This is a genomic window from Saccharothrix lopnurensis, from assembly GCF_042658445.1.
Taxonomy (GTDB): Bacteria; Actinomycetota; Actinomycetes; order Mycobacteriales; family Pseudonocardiaceae; genus Actinosynnema; species Actinosynnema lopnurensis.
The window spans coordinates 59,767-76,946 of record NZ_JBHSQO010000008.1 but is presented as its reverse complement, the minus strand read 5'-3'; the positions used below and the strand labels follow the sequence as shown (position 1 = coordinate 76,946).

General features: G+C 76.6%; 6 protein-coding genes. 3 read left to right on the top strand and 3 right to left on the bottom strand.

Annotation, left to right across the window (positions count from 1 at the left end; genetic code table 11):
• Positions 1 to 92: 92 nt before the first annotated feature.
• The 3 genes from ACFP3R_RS10515 to ACFP3R_RS10505 are packed head-to-tail and all read right to left on the bottom strand — an operon-like array spanning position 93 to position 14,223.
• Entirely contained in the window at positions 93 to 1,070 is a 978-nt protein-coding gene (locus ACFP3R_RS10515) for a 3-oxoacyl-ACP synthase (protein WP_380635067.1), read from the bottom strand.
• Positions 1,067 to 6,559, bottom strand: coding sequence for a condensation domain-containing protein (locus ACFP3R_RS10510; protein ID WP_380635066.1), 5,493 nt, complete (start codon positions 6,557 to 6,559; stop codon positions 1,067 to 1,069). The genes ACFP3R_RS10515 and ACFP3R_RS10510 overlap by 4 nt, the downstream gene beginning before the upstream one ends.
• The gene (locus ACFP3R_RS10505) at positions 6,556 to 14,223 is read right to left on the bottom strand and encodes an amino acid adenylation domain-containing protein (RefSeq protein ID WP_380635064.1); all 7,668 of its coding nucleotides are present in this window, start codon (positions 14,221 to 14,223) and stop codon (positions 6,556 to 6,558) included. Before ACFP3R_RS10505 ends, ACFP3R_RS10510 begins: the two co-directional genes overlap by 4 nt.
• 222 nt (positions 14,224 to 14,445) lie before the next feature.
• Between ACFP3R_RS10505 and ACFP3R_RS10500 the strand changes: the two genes are divergently transcribed.
• From ACFP3R_RS10500 to ACFP3R_RS10490, 3 genes are all read left to right on the top strand, one after another.
• Positions 14,446 to 14,721, top strand: coding sequence for an acyl carrier protein (locus ACFP3R_RS10500; RefSeq protein ID WP_380635063.1), 276 nt, complete (start codon positions 14,446 to 14,448; stop codon positions 14,719 to 14,721).
• 3 nt (positions 14,722 to 14,724) lie between these two features.
• On the top strand, positions 14,725 to 15,798 hold the full coding sequence (locus ACFP3R_RS10495; protein ID WP_380635062.1) for an acyl-CoA dehydrogenase family protein: 1,074 nt from the start codon (positions 14,725 to 14,727) through the stop codon (positions 15,796 to 15,798).
• Positions 15,799 to 15,864: 66 nt separating this feature from the next.
• Positions 15,865 to 17,175: a serine hydrolase domain-containing protein gene (locus ACFP3R_RS10490; protein ID WP_380635061.1), complete on the top strand. Its 1,311-nt coding sequence runs from the start codon at positions 15,865 to 15,867 to the stop codon at positions 17,173 to 17,175.
• Positions 17,176 to 17,180: the final 5 nt, after the last annotated feature.

Sequence of the window (17,180 nt, the reverse complement as noted above, 5' to 3'; positions counted from 1 at the left end):
CGCGGCGCGGCAGCCCCGCCGGGGTCGGCCGCGCCGCGCTCCCCCGGCCGCGCCCTCCCCCGCCGGCAGGCGGTCGGTCACCGGACCCGGCGCTACAGCAGGTGCGTCCCGTCCTCCCCCGCCCCGATCTCCACCAGCACCGCGCTCCACGCCGCGGTGGGGCTGGCGTCCAGCAGGACCACGCGGCTGCCGGGCGGCGGGTCGGCGGTGTGGAGGTTGAAGAACGTGTCGTTGGGCCCCAGGTGCCCGAAGCGCGCCAGGTTCGCCGCGCACGCCGGGTCCAGCGGGACGCCCAGCACCTCGGCGTAGTTCCGGTGCGACGGCAGCGACAGGTTCTGCCCGAGGTAGCACGTCACCTCCCCGGCGGTCAGGCCGTTGCGGGACAGGAGGCGGTCGGTCAGGTCGCGCAGGCGGTTGCGGGTCTCCACGGCCAGGCGGAACGAGTAGGTCATCGGGTCGGTGCACTCCTCGCGCCACTCGGCGAACGGGCGGTCGCGGTAGGACACCCGGAACAGGTCCGCGTAATCGCCGTTGGTCTCCAGCAGCACGTCGCGGATGCGCACGTCACCGCTCCTCGTCAGCACCAGCGCGCCACCGCCGTCACCGTTCACGGTCACCGGGTGGCGGTAACGGCGGGGGGTGGCGGGTTTGCTCCCGTGCGCCACGAGCACGGTCCGCACGTCCGGCGTGCGCAGCAACCCGGACGCGGTCAGCAGGGCCGGGGCCAGCGACGCGCAGCCCAGGCCGCCCACCGAGAACGCCAGGGCCCGGTGCGCGCCCAGAACCGCCTGGAGCCGGGTCGCGTCGGAGCTGACCAGCGCCTCCGGCGCCCTCGGCTCCACGGTGATCACCACGTCGACGTCGGTCGCCGACAGCGAGGCCCGGTCCAGGGCGCGGCGGGCCGCGGCGGCGGCGAGGTCGGTGGCCCCGGACCCGCTCACCGCGACGCTCGCGATGCCCAGCGCCGCGCAGGTGGACCGCTCGTCGTCGCCCAGCTCGGCCCACTCCGGCAGCCGCTCCACCGGGACCGGCTCCCCCGGGCACCAGCCCGAGCCCGCGAGCGCGATCACCGCAGCTCGTCGTGGGCCGCGGCGATCCCGTCGGCCAGGGACCCCAGGTCGGACCGCCCGAAGTCGGCCAGGCTGTTGACCTCCAGGCTCACCTCGCCCGCCCGCTCCGACACGGCGATGATCAGCGGGAACCACGACGTCATGGCGCGCTTCAGGTTCACTGACAGGTCCCAGCGCGTGCGCAGCAGGCCCACGCCGGAGTCGAAGGCGGCCATGTCCCCGGGCACGTGCACCAGCAGCACCCGGGGCTCCGGCGCCGCGCGCAACCGCGCCACGGCGGGCCCGTGCGGCGACAGGTGCCGCAGCACGCCGTACCCGACGCCGTCGTTCGGCACGGACCTGGCGCGGTCGACCACCAGCGGCAGCGTCGCGCGCGCGTCGCCCGCCACCGGCAGCGCGACCGGGTGCAGGCTGGTGAACCACCCGATCGACGGTCCACGCCCGGCCTGCCGGTACGCGTTCGGCGTCGCCTCGCCCTCCACGGTGAGGTAGGCGCCCCCCGCGCCGGACCACCTGGCCAGCCCCAGCGCCACCGCGCACAGCGCGACCTCCCGCCCCGACGCCGGGGGCGCCGCGACCGCCTCCACCGAGCGGGTGACCAGCCCTCCCCCGCCGGAGCCCTCCGGTGTCCCGAAGGCGGCGCCCTCGCGCAGGACCGCCGTCCAGTACGCCAGTTCCGAGGCCACCTCGTCGGAGTCCGCCAGGTCGTGCAGGTGCCGCGCCCACTCCCGCCACCCGGCCGGCGCGGGCCCGGACGTCGCGGCGCGCCCCGCCGCCGCCTCGCCGAGCAGCGCGTCCAGGTCGTCCATCAGCACCACGGTGGACATGTTGTCGAACACGAAGTGGTGCACCAACAGCACCAGCAGCCCGCCCCGCTGGTGGCCGCGCTCGTAGTACCGCGCCCGGACCAGCGGGCCGCGCTCCAGGTCCAGGTCGTACATCAGCTCCCGGCAGTCGGCCTCGACGACCTCCCGTTCGTCGCCCGGGGGGAGGAACACCACGTCGAACGGCGCCCTCGCGTCCGGGCCCCGTCCTTCGGGGCCCCGTCCTTCGGGGCCCCGTTCTCCCGGGACGCACTCGGCCCGCGTGCCCACCGCGTTGCGCCGGAACCGGTAGCGCAGCGGCTCGTGCCGGTCGACCAGGCGCCGCACGGCGGTGCGGACCACGTCGGCGGTGAGGTCGGGGGACGTCAGCTCCATCGCGTGCACCTCCACGAAGTCGCCGCGCCGGTCGGGCACGTGCTCCAGGAAGGCGCGCATGATCGGCGTCAACGGGATCGGGCGCCCGTCCCGCGCCGCGGCGGCCTGCGCGGCGACGACCGGCGCGAGGACCGGCGCGGCGACAGCAGGCGCAGCGCCAGCGGGCTCGGCCACGACAGGTGCGGCGGCAACCGGCGCCGGCACCACGTCCACCACGGCCGCCGCCGCCAACTCCCCCACGGTCGGGTACTGCAACACCTGCTGGGGCGTGATGTGCACACCCGCCTTCGCGGCCCGCGCCGCCACCCGCACACCGAGCACCGAATCACCGCCCAGCGCGAAGAAGTTGTCCCCCGGCGACACCGACCCCGCCCCGAGCAGGTCGGCGCAGATCGCGGTCAGCACCTCCACGGCCCGCCCCGGCACCCCGTTCGCCACGCCGTTCGCCACGCCCACCACCCCGTCCTCGCGCTCGGGCGGCGCACCACCGCCGAGGTCGTCCAACCGCACGTCGGGATCGGCCACCACGCGCGCCACCACGGCCGGCAACCACGACGCGAGCCGCCGCGCGGTCTCCCGGTCGTACAGGGCCCCGGCGTACTCCACGTAACCGCTCATCGGCCCCGAGCCCTGGTCCACCACCCCGAAGGTCAGGTCGAACTTCGCGGTGCCCGGCGCGATGCCCGCGATCGCGCCGTCCAGGAAGCGCGAGCACGGCAGGCCGGCCAGCTCGGCGGTCGCCTGCGGCACGTTCTGGTAGGTGTAGACCACGTCGAACAGCGGGTGCCGCCCCGGCTCGCGGTGGCCCAGCACCTCGGCGACGACCTTCTCCAGCGGCACCTCCTCGTGGTCGAGCACGTCGGCGACGGTGCGCGCGCACCGCCGGACCAGGTCGGCGAACCGCACGTCGCCGCGCACCGGCGTGCGGAAGGGCAGCACGTTGTTGAAGTAGCCGATCAGGTCGTGGGTGGCCGGGTCGACGCGCCCGGACGTGGCCACGCCCACCACCACGTCGGTGAGCCGCCCCCAGCGGTGCAGCAGGGCGTCGACCACCGCGAGCATGGCGACGAACGTGGTGACGCCCAGCCGGCGGCCCAGCGCCCGCACCGCCTCCGCGTCGGCCTCCCCCACCTCGAACTCCACCATCCCGCCGTCGTTCCCGCGCACGGCGGGCCGGGGCCGGTCCAGCGGCAGCTCCGGCGACCGCAGGCCCGCCAGCTCCGACCGCCAGAACCGCAGCCCCTCCTCCAGCGCGCCGTCGGCGAACCGGCGGCGCTGGAGGTCGGCGAAGTCGGCGTACTGGCCGGGCAGCTCGGGCAGCCCCGGCGCCCGCCCGGTCAGCGCCGCCTCGTACAGCTCGGTGAAGTCGCGGAAGAACACCGTGGGCGACCAGCCGTCGAAGACGATGTGGTGGTAGGTCCACAGCAGCACGTGGTCGTCGTCGGCCAGGCGCAGCAGCGCGGTCCGCACCAGCGGCCCGGTCGCCAGGTCGAACGGCCGCACCGCCGCCTCGTCGACCAGCCGCCGCGCCTCGCGGTGCCGCTCGGGTCCCGGCAGCGCGCGCAGGTCGTGCACGGTGATCTCCGGCTCCCCGTCCCGCACGTACGCCCGCGGCACGCCGTCGTCGTCGGCCTCGATGCGGGTGCGCAGCACCTCGTGCCGCTCCAGCACCCCGCGCACCGCGGCGAGCAGGGCGGTCTCGTCGAGCGGTCCGGTCAGGCGCAGGTCGTGCGGGATGTTGTAGAGCGGTGTGCCGGGGTCGAGCCGGTCGAGGTACCACAGCTGCTCCTGCCCGAACGAGACCGGCAGCGCGCCGCCGCGCGGCACCGGGGACACCGCCGCGGACGCGGCCGCACCCCCGGCACCCCGCAGCTCGGTCTCCCGCAACTCGGCTACCCGCGCGGCCAGGCCGCGCGCGGTCGGGTGGGCGTAGAGGTCGGCGAACGACAGCCGCACGTCGAAGTCCCGCTCCAGCGCGCGGAGCACGCTGATCCCGGCGATGGACGTGCCGCCGAGTGCGAAGTAGTCCGAATCCGGCGTCACCCCCTCCTCGCCCAGGACGTCCCGCCACACCTGGACCACCCGCTCCCCGACCTCGGCGCCGGCGGCGGCGCGCGGGCGCTCCAGGACCGGCCGCAGCCGGGCGTCCCCGACCTCGCCGAGCGGCCGGCACCAGCAGCGCACCGGCTCGAACGGGTAGGTCGGCGCGCCGATGCGCGGGATGTCGGCGCCGGCGTAGTGCGCGTCCCAGTCGACCCGCGCGCCGAGCCGGTACAGCGCCCCGAGCTGCCGCAGCACGCCCCGCCGCCCCGGCACCGCGAACAGCTCCACGCACGGCAGGTCGGGCCGCAGGCGACGGGCCTCCCGGGTGAGCACCCCGGTGCCGCCCAGGTCGACCAGCACGGCCCCGTCCTCGGCGAACCGCTCCACCACCCGCGCCAGCCGGTCGCGGTCCACCTCGGCGCTCAGCCCGGCGTCCCCGGCGGCGTCCACGGCGTCCTCGACCGACAGCTGACCGCGGGCCACGCGCACCGCGAGGTTCCCCGGCCCCGAGCCGACCAGGTGCGCCTCCCGCACGCCCAGCGAGCGCGCCAGGCCGAGCAGCGCGGTCTGCGCCACGACCAGCCGGGCCGCGGGCGTCCCGGGCAGCACCACGTCCTCCAGCACGGGGAACCCGTCGACCAGCTCCGCCCACTCCCGCTCGCCGGGCACGCCGTCACCGGAGAGCAGCACCACCACCGGCCGGTCGTCGGGCGCGGCGCGGTCCGGCGGGGCGGCCGACCGCAGCGCCTCCACCAGCTCCTCGGCGCCGTCCACGGCGAACGCGCCGCGGAACGGGTGGTCGTCGCGCCCGCGGTTCATCGCGTGCGCCACGGTCCGCAGGCCGTGCCCGGTGCGCTCGACGAAGTCGGCGAGCCGGTCGCAGTACGCCCGGAACGCGGCGGCGGACCTGGCCGACACGGTCACCAGCTCGACCCCGGACGCCGGTTCCGCCGCCGGCGCGGGCGGCTGCTCCAGCACCGCGTGCACGTTGGTGCCGGTCATGCCCAGCGCGCTCACGCCCGCCCGGCGCGGCACGCCGTCGCGCTCGGGCCACGCCCGGCGACCGGGGTTGACGTGCACCGGGCCGGACAGGTCCAGCATCGGGTTGGGCGACTCGAAGTGCGCCGTCGGGTACAGCTCGCCGTTGCGCACCGACAGCAGCGCCTTGAGCAGCCCGGCCATCCCGGCGGCGCCGTCGAGGTGGCCGAGGTTGCCCTTGATCGAGCCGATGGCGCAGCCCGGCGCGGCCACCCCCGCCCCGGCGAACGCCTGCCGCAGCGCGTCCACCTCGATCACGTCGCCCAGCGGGGTCGCCGAGCCGTGGCACTCGACGTAGGCCACGGTCCCCGGGTCCACCCCGGCGTCGCGCCACGCCTGGACCACCACCTCGGTCTGCGCGGCCCGGCTGGGCGCGCTCAACCCGACCGCCCGGTTGCCGTTGTGGTTGACCGCGATGCCCTTGACCACCGCGAGGACCCGGTCACCGGCCTCGACCGCGTCGCGCAGCCTGCGCAGCAGCACCACCGCGCCGCCCTCGCCCGCCACCGCGCCGGTGGCCCGCTGGTCGAACGGGCGGCACCGGCCGTCGGTGGACTCCACGCCGCGCACGGGCGTGTGGTCCTGCCGGGTGAACAGCACCGGCCGCACGCTGACCCCGCCCGCCAGCGCCAGGTCCGCGGTGCCCTTGCGCAGCTCGTCCACCGCGCCCGCGAGCGCGGCCAGGGCGCTGCTGCACGCGGTGTCGACGACGTAGGCGGGTCCGGTGAGGTCGAGGTGGTAGGCGATCCGCGCCGCCGAGGACGCGGACAGCGCGCCGAGCGTCTGGTGCGGGTCCTCGCCCTGGTAGAGGGTCTCGTAGTCGGACTGCGAGTGGCCGAGCACGACGGCGGTGCGCGATCCCCGCAGCGATCCCGGCGCGAGGCAGGCGTCCTCGATCGCCCGGTGCGCGAGCTGGAGCAGCAGCCGCTGGTGCGGGTCCATCATCTCCGCCTCGCGCAGCGGGATGCCGAAGAACCGGTGGTCGAACAGGTCGATCCGGTCCAGGTGGGCCATGGGCAGGTGGTGGTCCCCGGCCCGGCCGCCGGTGTGCCGGACGCGCGTGGGCGACGGCGGTCCGACCAGGTCGGCGCCCTCGGCCAGCAGCCGGTGCAGGCCGTCCAGGTCACCAGGGTCGTCCGGGCCGGGCAGCAGGGCGGCGACCCCGGTGATGGCGATGTCCTCGTCCCGCACGGCGGCCTCCGTCGTCACAGCTGGTAGTCCCGCGCTTCGGCGTCCTCGGCGGCGGTGGGTCCGAGCGCGGCGGCCAGCGCGCCGACCGTGGGGTGGTCGAACAGGACCCGGGGTGGCACGGCGCGCCCGAACACCGGCCCGAGCCGGGCCGCGACCCGGAGGGCGAGCAGGGAATCACCGCCCAGGGCGAAGAAGTCGTCGGCGCGGCCGATCCGGTCGACGGGCAGCACCTCGCCCCACGCCCCGGCCACGGCCAGTTCGCCGGGGGTTGCCGGGGGGACGAACTCCGGCGGTGCCGACCGCGGCGAACGCGCGACACCGGGCGGCGGAGCGGCCGCACGGGACCCGGACGGCGGCTCCCCGTCGTCCGGCGGCCCGCCCCCGTTCGCGGGGTCCACCAGCAGCGCCGCGAACTCCTCGGCCAGCGCGGCGGCGGTGGCCGCGTCGAACAGGTCCGGGTCGTACCCCAGCTGGAGCGACAGGGGCTCGGTGTCGCGCACCACCAGGTGCAGCGGGTAGTTGGTGTTCTCCACCGCCTCGACCAGGACCGGCGCGTCGTGGTCCAGCGGGTAGTTCTCCACGGCCACGACGGTGTCGAACAGCGGTGCCCCGGCGGGCAGCCCCGCCCACCTCCGGATGTCGGTCAGCGCCGCGTGCTCGGGCGGTCGGCCCCCGGCCTGCACCCGGGCCAGCCACCCCGGCACGTCCCCGGGGTCGACCTCCAGCCGCACCGGCACGGTGTTGACCAGCATCCCCACGACGGTGTCCGCGCCGGGCAGGTCCGGGGTGCGCCCGGACACCACCAGGCCGAAGCACACGTCGCGGGTGCCGGCGTGCCGGGCCAGCAGCAGCGCCCACGCGCCCTGCGCGACCGTGCCCAGCGTCAGCCGGTTGCGCCGGGCGAACCCCCGCACGCGCGCGGAGTCGGCGGCGCTCAGCCCGACCTCGCGCACGGCCGACGAGCAGGCCAGGTGCGCGCGGTCCGGCGGCCGGTCGCACGGCAGCGGCGTCGGGCCGGGGAACCCGGCGAGCGCGGCCCGCCAGCGCTCCTCGCCCGGGTCCAGGGCCAGCACCCGGGCCACGTGGTCGCGGAACGGCCGCCGCGGCCGGGGTTCGCCCAACACCTCCGACAGCACCTGGAACGCGCTCCAGCCGTCGAGCAGCAGGTGGTGGAACGTCCACAGGAGGCGGACCTCCCGCTCCCCGGTGCGCACCAGCGCCAGCCAGCTCAGCGACTCCCCGGCCAGGTCGACCCCCGCCGCGCGGTCCTCGGCCAGCAGCCGCCGCCACCGCTCCTCGTCCGCCGCGCCGCGCCAGTCGTGGTGGGTGATCGACGGCGGCACCGACCGGCGCACGACCTGCACCGGCTCGCGCACCCCCTCCCAGACCACGCCCGTGCGCAGCGCCGGGATCGCGTCGACCACCCGCCGCCACGCCCGCTCCAGGCCGTCCGGGTCGGCGTCGGTCAGGGTCAGGTGCAGCTGCTCCACGTACGCGCCGGGTCGGGACAGGCCGTGGAACAGCATCCCGGCCTGCACCGGGGTCAGCGGGTACACGTCCTCCACCGACCGGCCGTCGCCCGCGACCAGGTCCAGCTCCGCCTGGCTCAACCGGGCCAGCGGGAAGTCCGACGGCGTGGCGCCGCCCGCGCCGGGTCCGGCGCAGTGCGCGGCGAGCTCGCGCAGCGCGCCCACCACGTCCTCGGCGAGCCGCGCCACCACGGGGGTCGGGTGCGCCTGCGGCGCGTGCGCCCACTCGAACTCCAGCTCGCCCGCCGCGGTGACGGCGGCCGTGACGTCCAGGTGCGGCGGGGTTGTCGGCGGTGTGGTGAGCCGGATGCCGCCGGGCGCGCGGTCGAACGCGGCGTCGAACCGGCCCAGGTAGTTCACCCTCGCCAGCGGCCGGTGCCCGGCCGGGTGGGTGTCGGTCAGCCACCGCAGGGCGCCGTGGCTCAGGCCGTGGCGGTGGGCCCGGCGCAGCTGCTCCTTGACCGCCTTGACCACCGCGCCCCAGCCGTCCGCGCCGGTCAGGTCGGCGGTGAACGGGAACAGGGTGGTGAACCAGCCGACCGTGCGGGACAGGTCCACCCCGTCGAACAGGTCCTCGCGGCCGTGCCCCTCCAGCTCCAGCGGCACCCGCTCCGCGCCGCGCCACCGCGACAGCACCCGGGCCACCGCCGCCACCACCACGTCCTCGGCCCCGGCGCGGTAGGCGGAGGCCGCGCCGCGCAGCAGCGCCGCGGTGTCCTCCCCGGACAGCCGGGCGGTCACCACGCGCTCGGGCAGCTCCGGCCCCTCGAACCCGCCGGGGGCCACCGCGCCCTCCCAGTACGGCAGGTGCCCGGTGAAGCCGCCCGCGTCGGCGTGCTCGCGCAGCCGCCGCGCCCACTCGCGGAACGAGGTGGTCCTCGGGCCCGGGTCCACCGCGCGGCCCGCCCTGGCCCGGTCGTAACCGGTGACCAGGTCGTCCAGCAGGATTCGCCACGACACGCCGTCCACGACCAGGTGGTGCGCGAGCAGCACCAGCGCCGGCCGCGGGCCCGCCGTCGACAGGACGGCCTGGAACAGCGGGCCGCGGTCCAGCGGCGTGCGCATCCGGGCCACGCACCGCTCGACGGGCTCGGCGCTGGTGGCGAAGACCTCGCCCACCTCCTCGGGGACGTGCTGGCGCCACCGCCCGCCGACGAGCGAGAACCGGGCGCGCAGCAGGTCGTGGTGCGCGGGCAGCGCCTCGACCGCGACGCGCAGCGCGTCGACGTCCACGTCCGGGCCGAGGTCGACCTCCACCCACTGGGCGCAGTGCTCCGGCGTCGCGGACCCGGCCAGGAACCACTGCTGCACCGGGGTGAGCGGCACCTCCCCGGTCGCCGGTTCCCGCGCGGCGGGGACCGCGCGCCCCTCGGTGGCGTGCGCGGCGACCCCGGCGACCGTCTGGTGCAGGAACACGTCCTTGGGCGTCACCGACACGCCCAGCTCGCGGGCCCGGGACACCACCTGGATGCTCAGGATCGAATCGCCGCCCAGGGCGAAGAAGTTGTCGTCCGCGCCCACCCGCTCGACGCCCAGCACCTCCGCCCAGACCCGCGCCAGCACCTCCTCGCGCGCTCCGCTCGGCGCCACGTGGGCCCGGGTGGACCGCGCCCGGGGCGGTGGCAGGGCCCTGCGGTCGACCTTGCCGCTGACCATGAGCGGCAGCGCGGGCAGGGGCACGAACACGCCGGGCACGAGGTGCGCGGGCAGGGTGTCGGACAGGAACGCGCGCAGCTCGTCGGCGCCCGCGCCGGTGACGACGTAGGCGACGAGCTGCTTGTGGCCGGGCACGTGCTCGTGCGGCACCACGACGGCCTCGGCGACGTCCGGGTGGCGGCGCAGCGCGGCCTCGACCTCGGCCGGTTCGACCCGGAAGCCGCGGATCTTGACCTGGTCGTCGGCGCGGCCCAGGAACTCCAGCAGCCCGTCGCGGGTCCAGCGCACCAGGTCACCGGTCCGGTACAGCCGGGTGCCCCGCCCGAACGGGTCGGCCACGAAGCGCCGCGCGGTCAGACCGGGGTGGCCGAGGTAGCCGCGGGCCAGGCCGGTGCCGCCGATGTGCAGCTGGCCGGGCGTGCCGACCGGGACCGGGTGCAGGTCGTCGTCCAGCACGTAGCAGCGGGTGCCGGTGACCGGCCGCCCGATCGGCAGCGACGCCGCCGCCAGGTCCGCCGGGCGCACCGCGTGCGCGGAGGCGAAGGTGGTGCCCTCGGTGGGGCCGTAGCCGTCCACGATCCGCAGGTCCGGCACCTCCCGCAGCACCGCGGCGCAGTGCTCGGGCGAGATCACGTCGCCGCCGCAGCCGAGCTGGCGCAGCCCGGTGAACGCGCCGGGGTCGGCGGCGGCGATCTCGTGGAACAGGCCCGCGGTCAGCCACAGCACGGTGACCCCGTGCGCGGCGGTGAACCCGCGCAGGTCCTCCGGCGACAGCAGAGCCCGCGGGCACACCGCCAGCCCGGCCCCGGACAGCAGGGCCGACCAGATCTCGAAGGTGGAGGCGTCGAACGACAGCGTGGAGCACTGGGCCACCACGTCGTCCGGGCCGATCGGGAACGGGTCGCCCTCGGCGAGCCGCGCGATCGACCGGTGCTCGACCAGCACGCCCTTGGGGCGGCCGGTGGAGCCGGAGGTGAACATGACGTAGGCGGCGTTGCGCGGCGAGACCGCGACGGCGGGTGCGTGCGCGGGCCCGTCCGGGGACCCGACGCGCAGGTCCACCACCTCCACCCCGGCGGGCACCCGGTCGCGCAGGTCGGCGGGCGCGAGCACCAGCGCGGTCCCGGAGTCGGCGATCATGTCGGCCACCCGGGCGGGCGGGTAGCCGGGGTCCAGCGGCACGAACGCGGCCCCGGCCTTGAGCACGCCCAGCAGCGCGACGACCGCGGGCACGCCGCGCGGCGCGCACACGCCGACCCGGTCCTCCGGCCGCACGCCGCGCGCCAGCAGGCCGTGGGCCAGCCGGTTCGCCGCGGTGTCCAGCTCCCGGTAGGTCAGCGACAGCCCGTCGCAGGTCACCGCGACCGCGTCCGGCCGCCGCGCGACGCGCTCGGCGAACCTGCCGGTGACCGTGCGGTCGGGGCTCGTCGCCCCGGCGGTCCAGTCGAGCAGCACGCCGCGCCGCTCGTCCGGCGGGAGCAGCGGCAGCCGGGCCGGCGGCAGGTCCGGGTCGGCGACGACGCCGGCCAGCAGCACCAGCAGGCGGTCGACGAGCCGGGCGACGGTGCTCCCGTCGAACAGGTCGGTGCTGTGCTCGACGGCCAGGTGCAGGCCCTCGTCGTCCCGGGTGAACTCCAGCACCAGGTCGAACGCGGCGGCGTCGCGGGGCGGGTCGAACGCGGTCACCGCCAGGCCGGCCAGCGCGGGCGGCCGGGACGGCGCGTTCTGGAGCGCGACGACCACCTGCACCAGCGGTGGGCGGCCCGCGTCGCGCTCGGGCCGCAGCAGCTCCACCAGGCGGTGGAACGGCACCTCGTCGTGGTCGAGCGCGTCGTTGACCGAGTCCTTGACCCGGTCGAGGAGGTCGGTGAAGGGCAGTTCCGGGTCCACGTGCGAGCGGACCACCACGGTGTTGACGAAGAAGCCGACGAGACCGGCCAGGTCGGGCTGGTCGCGGCCGGAGGTGACGGTGCCCACGGCGATGTCGCGCTGCCCGGTGGTGCGGGCCAGGAACGCCTGGGTGACCGCGACGAGCGCGGTGAACAGCGTCGCGCCCCGGGACCGGCCCAGCTCGGCCAGGCCCGACGCGACGGCGGCGGGCACGGTGCGGCGGTGGGTCGCGCCCGCCGCGGTCCGCACCGCCGGGCGCGGCCGGTCGGCGGGCAGGTCCAGCTCCGCCGTGCCGGCCAGCCGTCGCTCCCAGTGCGCGAGCTGCGCGTCCAGCACCGCCCCGGTCAGCCTGGCGCGTTGGCGGGCGGCGAAGTCGGTGTAGCGCAGCGGCAGCGGCGGGAGGTCGGCCTCCCGCCCGCGCACGGCGGCGGAGTAGCACGCGCCCAGCTCCTCGGCCAGCACGCCCATCGACCAGCCGTCGGTGACGATGTGGTGCAGGCACAGCACCAGCAGGTGCTCCCGCTCGTCGGCCGTCGACAGCAGGGCCGCGCGCAGCAGCGGGCCGGTGCGCAGGTCGAACGGCCGGGCGACGAACCCGGGGAGCGCGCTCTCGTCCCCCGTCTCCAGCCGGACCTCGTACGGCGGGCCGACCACCTGCGCGCCCCGGCCGTCGACGGTGTGGAAGGTGGTGCGCAGCTGGTCGTGCCGGGCGACCAGGCGGGTCAGCGCGACGCCCAGCGCGACCGGGTCGGGTTCGCCGCGCAGCCGGTAGCCCGCCGTGGTGGTGTACTCGGTGCCGCCGGGTGAGAACTCGTCCAGGAACCACAGGCGCTCCTGGGCGAAGGACAGCGGCGCGGTGGGGGTGCTGTCGGTCGGGGTGTCGTCGGTCGGGGTCGCGGCGGGGGTGTGGGCGGTGTCGGGCAGCCGCGCGGCCAGCGCCTCGACGGTGCCGAGCGCGAGCACGCGCCGCGCGGGCAGGTCCCGGTCCAGCGCCGCGGCGACCCGCATGGCCAGCACGGAGTCGCCGCCCAGCGCCACGAAGTCGTCCAGCACGCCGACGCGCTCGACGCCCAGCACGTCCCGCCACACCGCGGCCACCCGCTCCTCGGCCGGGGTGCGCGGCGCGACCACCGGTCCGGCGGGCCGGGGCTCCGGGAGGCGTCGGCGGTCGAGCTTGCCGTTGGGGGTCAGGGGCAGCGAGGGCAGCGGCGCCACCAGCGAGGGCACCGCCTGGGCCGGCAGCAGGCCGGCCAGGAACGCGCGCAGCTCCTCGGGTGGGTGGTCGGTCACCGCGTAGGCGACGAGCCGGGCGCCGCGGAGCACCACGGCCGCCGCGGTCACGCCGGGGTGCCGCAGCAGGGTGGCCTCGACCTCGCCCGGGTCGACGCGGACACCGCGCACCTTGACGTGCCCGCCGGCCCGGCCGAGGTGGTCGAGCAGGCCGTCCGGGCGGCGGCGCACCAGGTCGCCGGTGCGGTACATGCGGCTGCCCGGCGGGCCGTGCGGGTCGGCCACGAAGGACGCGGCGGTCGCGCCGGGCCTGCCGAGGTAGCCCCGGGCCACCCCGGGGCCGGCCAGGTACAGCTCGCCCTCGTCGGCCGGGCGCAGGTCGGCGTCCAGCACGTGCGCGCGGGCCCCGGCGATCGGGCGGCCCAGCACCGCGCGGTCGGTCTCGGTGACCGGGCACAGCAGGCTCTCCACCGCGACCTCGGTCGTGCCGTAGGCGTTGTGCGCCGCGACGCCCGCGGCGACCAGGCTCGCGCACAGGTCCGGGTCCACCGGCTCGCCCCCGGTGACCACGACCCGGGGCCGGCGGTCGCCCGCGAGCAGGCCGGCGCGCAGCAGTTCGCGCAGCCGCGACGGGGTCTCGTCCAGCACGTCGACCCCGGCGGTCGCGAGGTGCTCGACCAGGGTCCGCGGGTCGGCCAGCGCGTCGTCGTCGACCACGTGCAGCTCGTGCCCGGCCAGCATCCACAGCAGCGGCAGCCACATCGCGTCGAAGCCCAGCCCGGCGGTGTGGGCGACCCGGAGCCGCGCGGGCGAGGCGAACAGGTCCCCGGCGTGGTGGGCGTGCAGCGCGAGCAGGCCGCGGTGGGTGGCCAGGACGCCGTTCGGGTGACCGGTGGAGCCGGAGGTGTGCAGGACGTAGGCGAGGTGGTCGGGCGCGACGCGGGGCAGGGGCGCGACGCGCGGCGGGTGGTCGTCCTCGACCGGGACGAGCTCTACCGGGACGGCGCGGGCGTCCGGCAGCCGGTGCGCCAGGTCGCGCCGGGTCAGCACGAGCGCGGCGCCGGAGTCGACGAGCAGCTCGGCCAGGCGGGCGTCGGGCAGGTCGGTGGACAGGGGCACGACCGCGCCGCCCGCCGCCAGGACGGCCAGCAGCGCCACGACCGCGTCCGCGCCGCGTTCGAGGAGCAGGCCCACCGGGTCCTCCGGCCGCGCGCCGCGCGCCAGCAGGGCCCCGGTCAGGCGGTCGACCCGGTCGGCCAGTTCCCGGAAGGTCAGCCGCTGCGGGCCGCACACCACGGCGGTCAGGTCGGGGTCGGCGCGCGCCCTGGCCGCGAAGAGGTCGTGGACGCCCCCCGCTCCTGAAAGATCGACATCCATGCGCGATTCCGCCAGTCGAATACGGATATTGCCACTGAATGCGTGCACCGGGTCAACGACGTTTCCAGCGGCACCCACCCGGAGCAACCGCCGATCGGCCGCACCACATTAGTCCAGGTGAACGCGAAAAACTTTCCGACCCAACTTCGAATTCCCGAACCGAACTTCTCCTGACCCGCCCGACCGTGTTACGTTGCCCCGCACTTCACCGGAGGAGGTCACTTGGCCAGCGACTTCGGTACCGAGGACGGTCTGGACCCGATCGTCGAGCAGGTGCGAGCCTTCTTCACGTCGGCACTGCCGAAAACCCACCTGGAACCGGATCAAGACTATTTTGCCCTCGGCTTGGTGAACTCTTTGATCGCCCTCGAACTGGTGACGTACGTGGAAAAGAAGTTCGCCATCCGGGTGGAGGTCGAGGATCTCGACCTGGACAACTTCCGCACCCTGAACCGAATAGCCGCGTTCGTGCGCGGCAAGCTCGCCGCGGCGCGGTGAGCCGTGGACGCGGCGGCGTTCGCGGACTCGGTGCGCGCGGACGCGGCCGGCTGGGACCGGCACGGCGGCGTGCCCGTCGAGGTCGTGCACGAGGTCGCGCGGGCCGGGTTCCTGGCCGCGGACGTGCCCGCCCGGTACGGCGGCCGGGACTTCTCACCCGCCGAGGTGGGGCGGCTGTGCGCGGACCTCGGCGGGACGTGCAGCGCGTTGCGGGCCCTGGTCACCGTGCAGGGCATGGTGGCCGCCGCGGTGCTGCGCTGGGGGAACGCGGACCAGCGCGCCCGCTGGCTGCCCGCGCTGACCTCCGGCGACCGGCTGGCCGGGTTCGCCGCGACCGAGGCGGGCGCGGGCAGCGACCTGGCGGCGGTGGGCGCGTCCCTGGACTCCGGTCGGCTGCGCGGCCACAAGCGGTGGGTCACCTTCGGCGCGCTGGCCGACGTGTTCCTGGTGCTGGCCACGCGGGACGGGCGGTCGGTGGCCGTGCTGGTGGAGGCCGGGCCGGGCGTGGTGGTGGAGCCGGTGACCGGGCAGCTGGGGATGCGCGCGGCCCGGATCGCGCACGTGCGCTTCGACGACGCGCCGGTGGCCGAGGTGCTCGCGCCGCCGGGGTTCGGCCTGTCGCACGTGGTCGGCACGGCGCTGGACCACGGGCGGTTCACCGTGGCCTGGGGGTGCGCCGGGATGGCGCGGGCCTGCCTGGACCTCGCCGCCGGGCACGTCGCGACCAGGACCCAGGCCGGCACTCCCCTGTCCGAGCACCAGGCGGTGCGCGCGGTGCTCGGCCGGTGCCTGGTGGAGGTGCGGGCCGCGCAGCGGCTGTGCGCCCACGCGGCGGCGCTGCGCGAGCGCGGCGACCCGGCGGCGCTGCACGAGACCGTGCTGGCCAAGTACGGCGCGGCGCGGGCCGCCTCGGTCGTCGGGGAGCACGCGGTGCGGCTGCACGGCGCGGCGGGCGTCGACGCGGACAGCGCCGTCGGCCGGTTCCACCGCGACGCCGCGGTCATGCGGATCATCGAGGGTTCCGACGAGGTGGCCGAGCAGCACCTCGGCCGGTACGCGCTGCGGGGTGGGGCGTGACGGGGTCGCCGATCGGGTCGCGGCGGTGGAGCGCGGTGTCGTACCCGGTGCCACTAGCCTGACCCGATGGGGTGGGACCTGGCCGAGCTGCTCGCGAAGTACGACGTACCCGGCGCGCAGGTCGCCGTGCTGGCCGGCGGGGAGATCCGGGACGAGGCCGCCGGTGTGCTGAGCCTGCGCACGGGGGTCGAGGTCACGACGGACTCGATCTTCAAGATCGGCTCGATCACCAAGGTCTGGACGGCCACGCTGGTCCGGCAACTGGTCGACGACGGCCTGCTGGACCTCGACCGCCCCGTCCGCGACCACCTGCCCGGCTTCCGGCTGAGCGACCCGGCCGCCGAGGGCGCCCTGACCACCCGCCGGCTGCTCACCCACACCGGCGGGATCGACGGCAACCACTTCACCGACACCGGCCGCAACGACGACGCGATCGGGAGGTTCGTCGCCACCCTCGCCGAGGCGGAGCAGCTCCTCCCGCCCGGCACCGCCTTCTCCTACTCCAACAGCGGGTACGTGGTGCTCGGCAGGCTGGTGGAGGTGTTGCGCGGCAAGCCCTTCCACGACGTGCTCCGCGAACGCCTGGTGGCACCGCTGGGTCTGCGCACCGCCGCCACCGACCCCTACGAGGCGATCCTGCACCGCGCCGCGGTCGGCCACGTCCGGTCCGGTGGGGAGGTCGTCCCGGTGGCGGAGTGGGCGGTGTCCTACTACGCCGCGCCCAGCGGCTCGCACCTCGCGATCAGCGCGCGCGACCTCATGGGGTTCGTCCGCTTCCACCTCACCGACCCCGCGCTGGCCGCGCTGCGCGAACCCCAGGTCGACCCCGTCCCGGACTTCGGCGGCGGCGTCGTCGGCTGGGGCCTCGGCTGGATGCTCTACCGGGACGGCGTCGTCGGCCACACCGGGGTCGCCAAGGGCCAGAAGGCGTTCCTCCGCGTCGCCCCGTCGCAGGGGGTGGCGGTGGCCGTGCTGACCAACAGCACCGGCGGCGAGCCACTGGCCCACGAGATCCTCGGCACGGCCCTCGGCGAACTCGCCGGCGTCGAGACGGCGCCGCTGCCCGTGCCGCCCCCGAACCCGACCCGGATCGACGCGGACCGCGTGTGCGGCACCTACCGCTCCACCCTGTACGACATCACCCTCGCCGGCGAGCACGACCGCGCGTTCCTCACCTACCGCGCGCGCAACGGGATCGCCGAGTCCTTCCTCGGCGGACCCGAGAACCACGTGGAGGTCGTCCGCCTCAACGACGACTCGGTCATCACCGCCCGACCGAAGGCCGACGGCCACCAGGTCCTGTCCCTGGTCGGCTCCGACGACCACGGCCGCGCCCGCTTCCTGCACAACGGCGCCGCCGCCTACCGGATCGCCTGACGGTC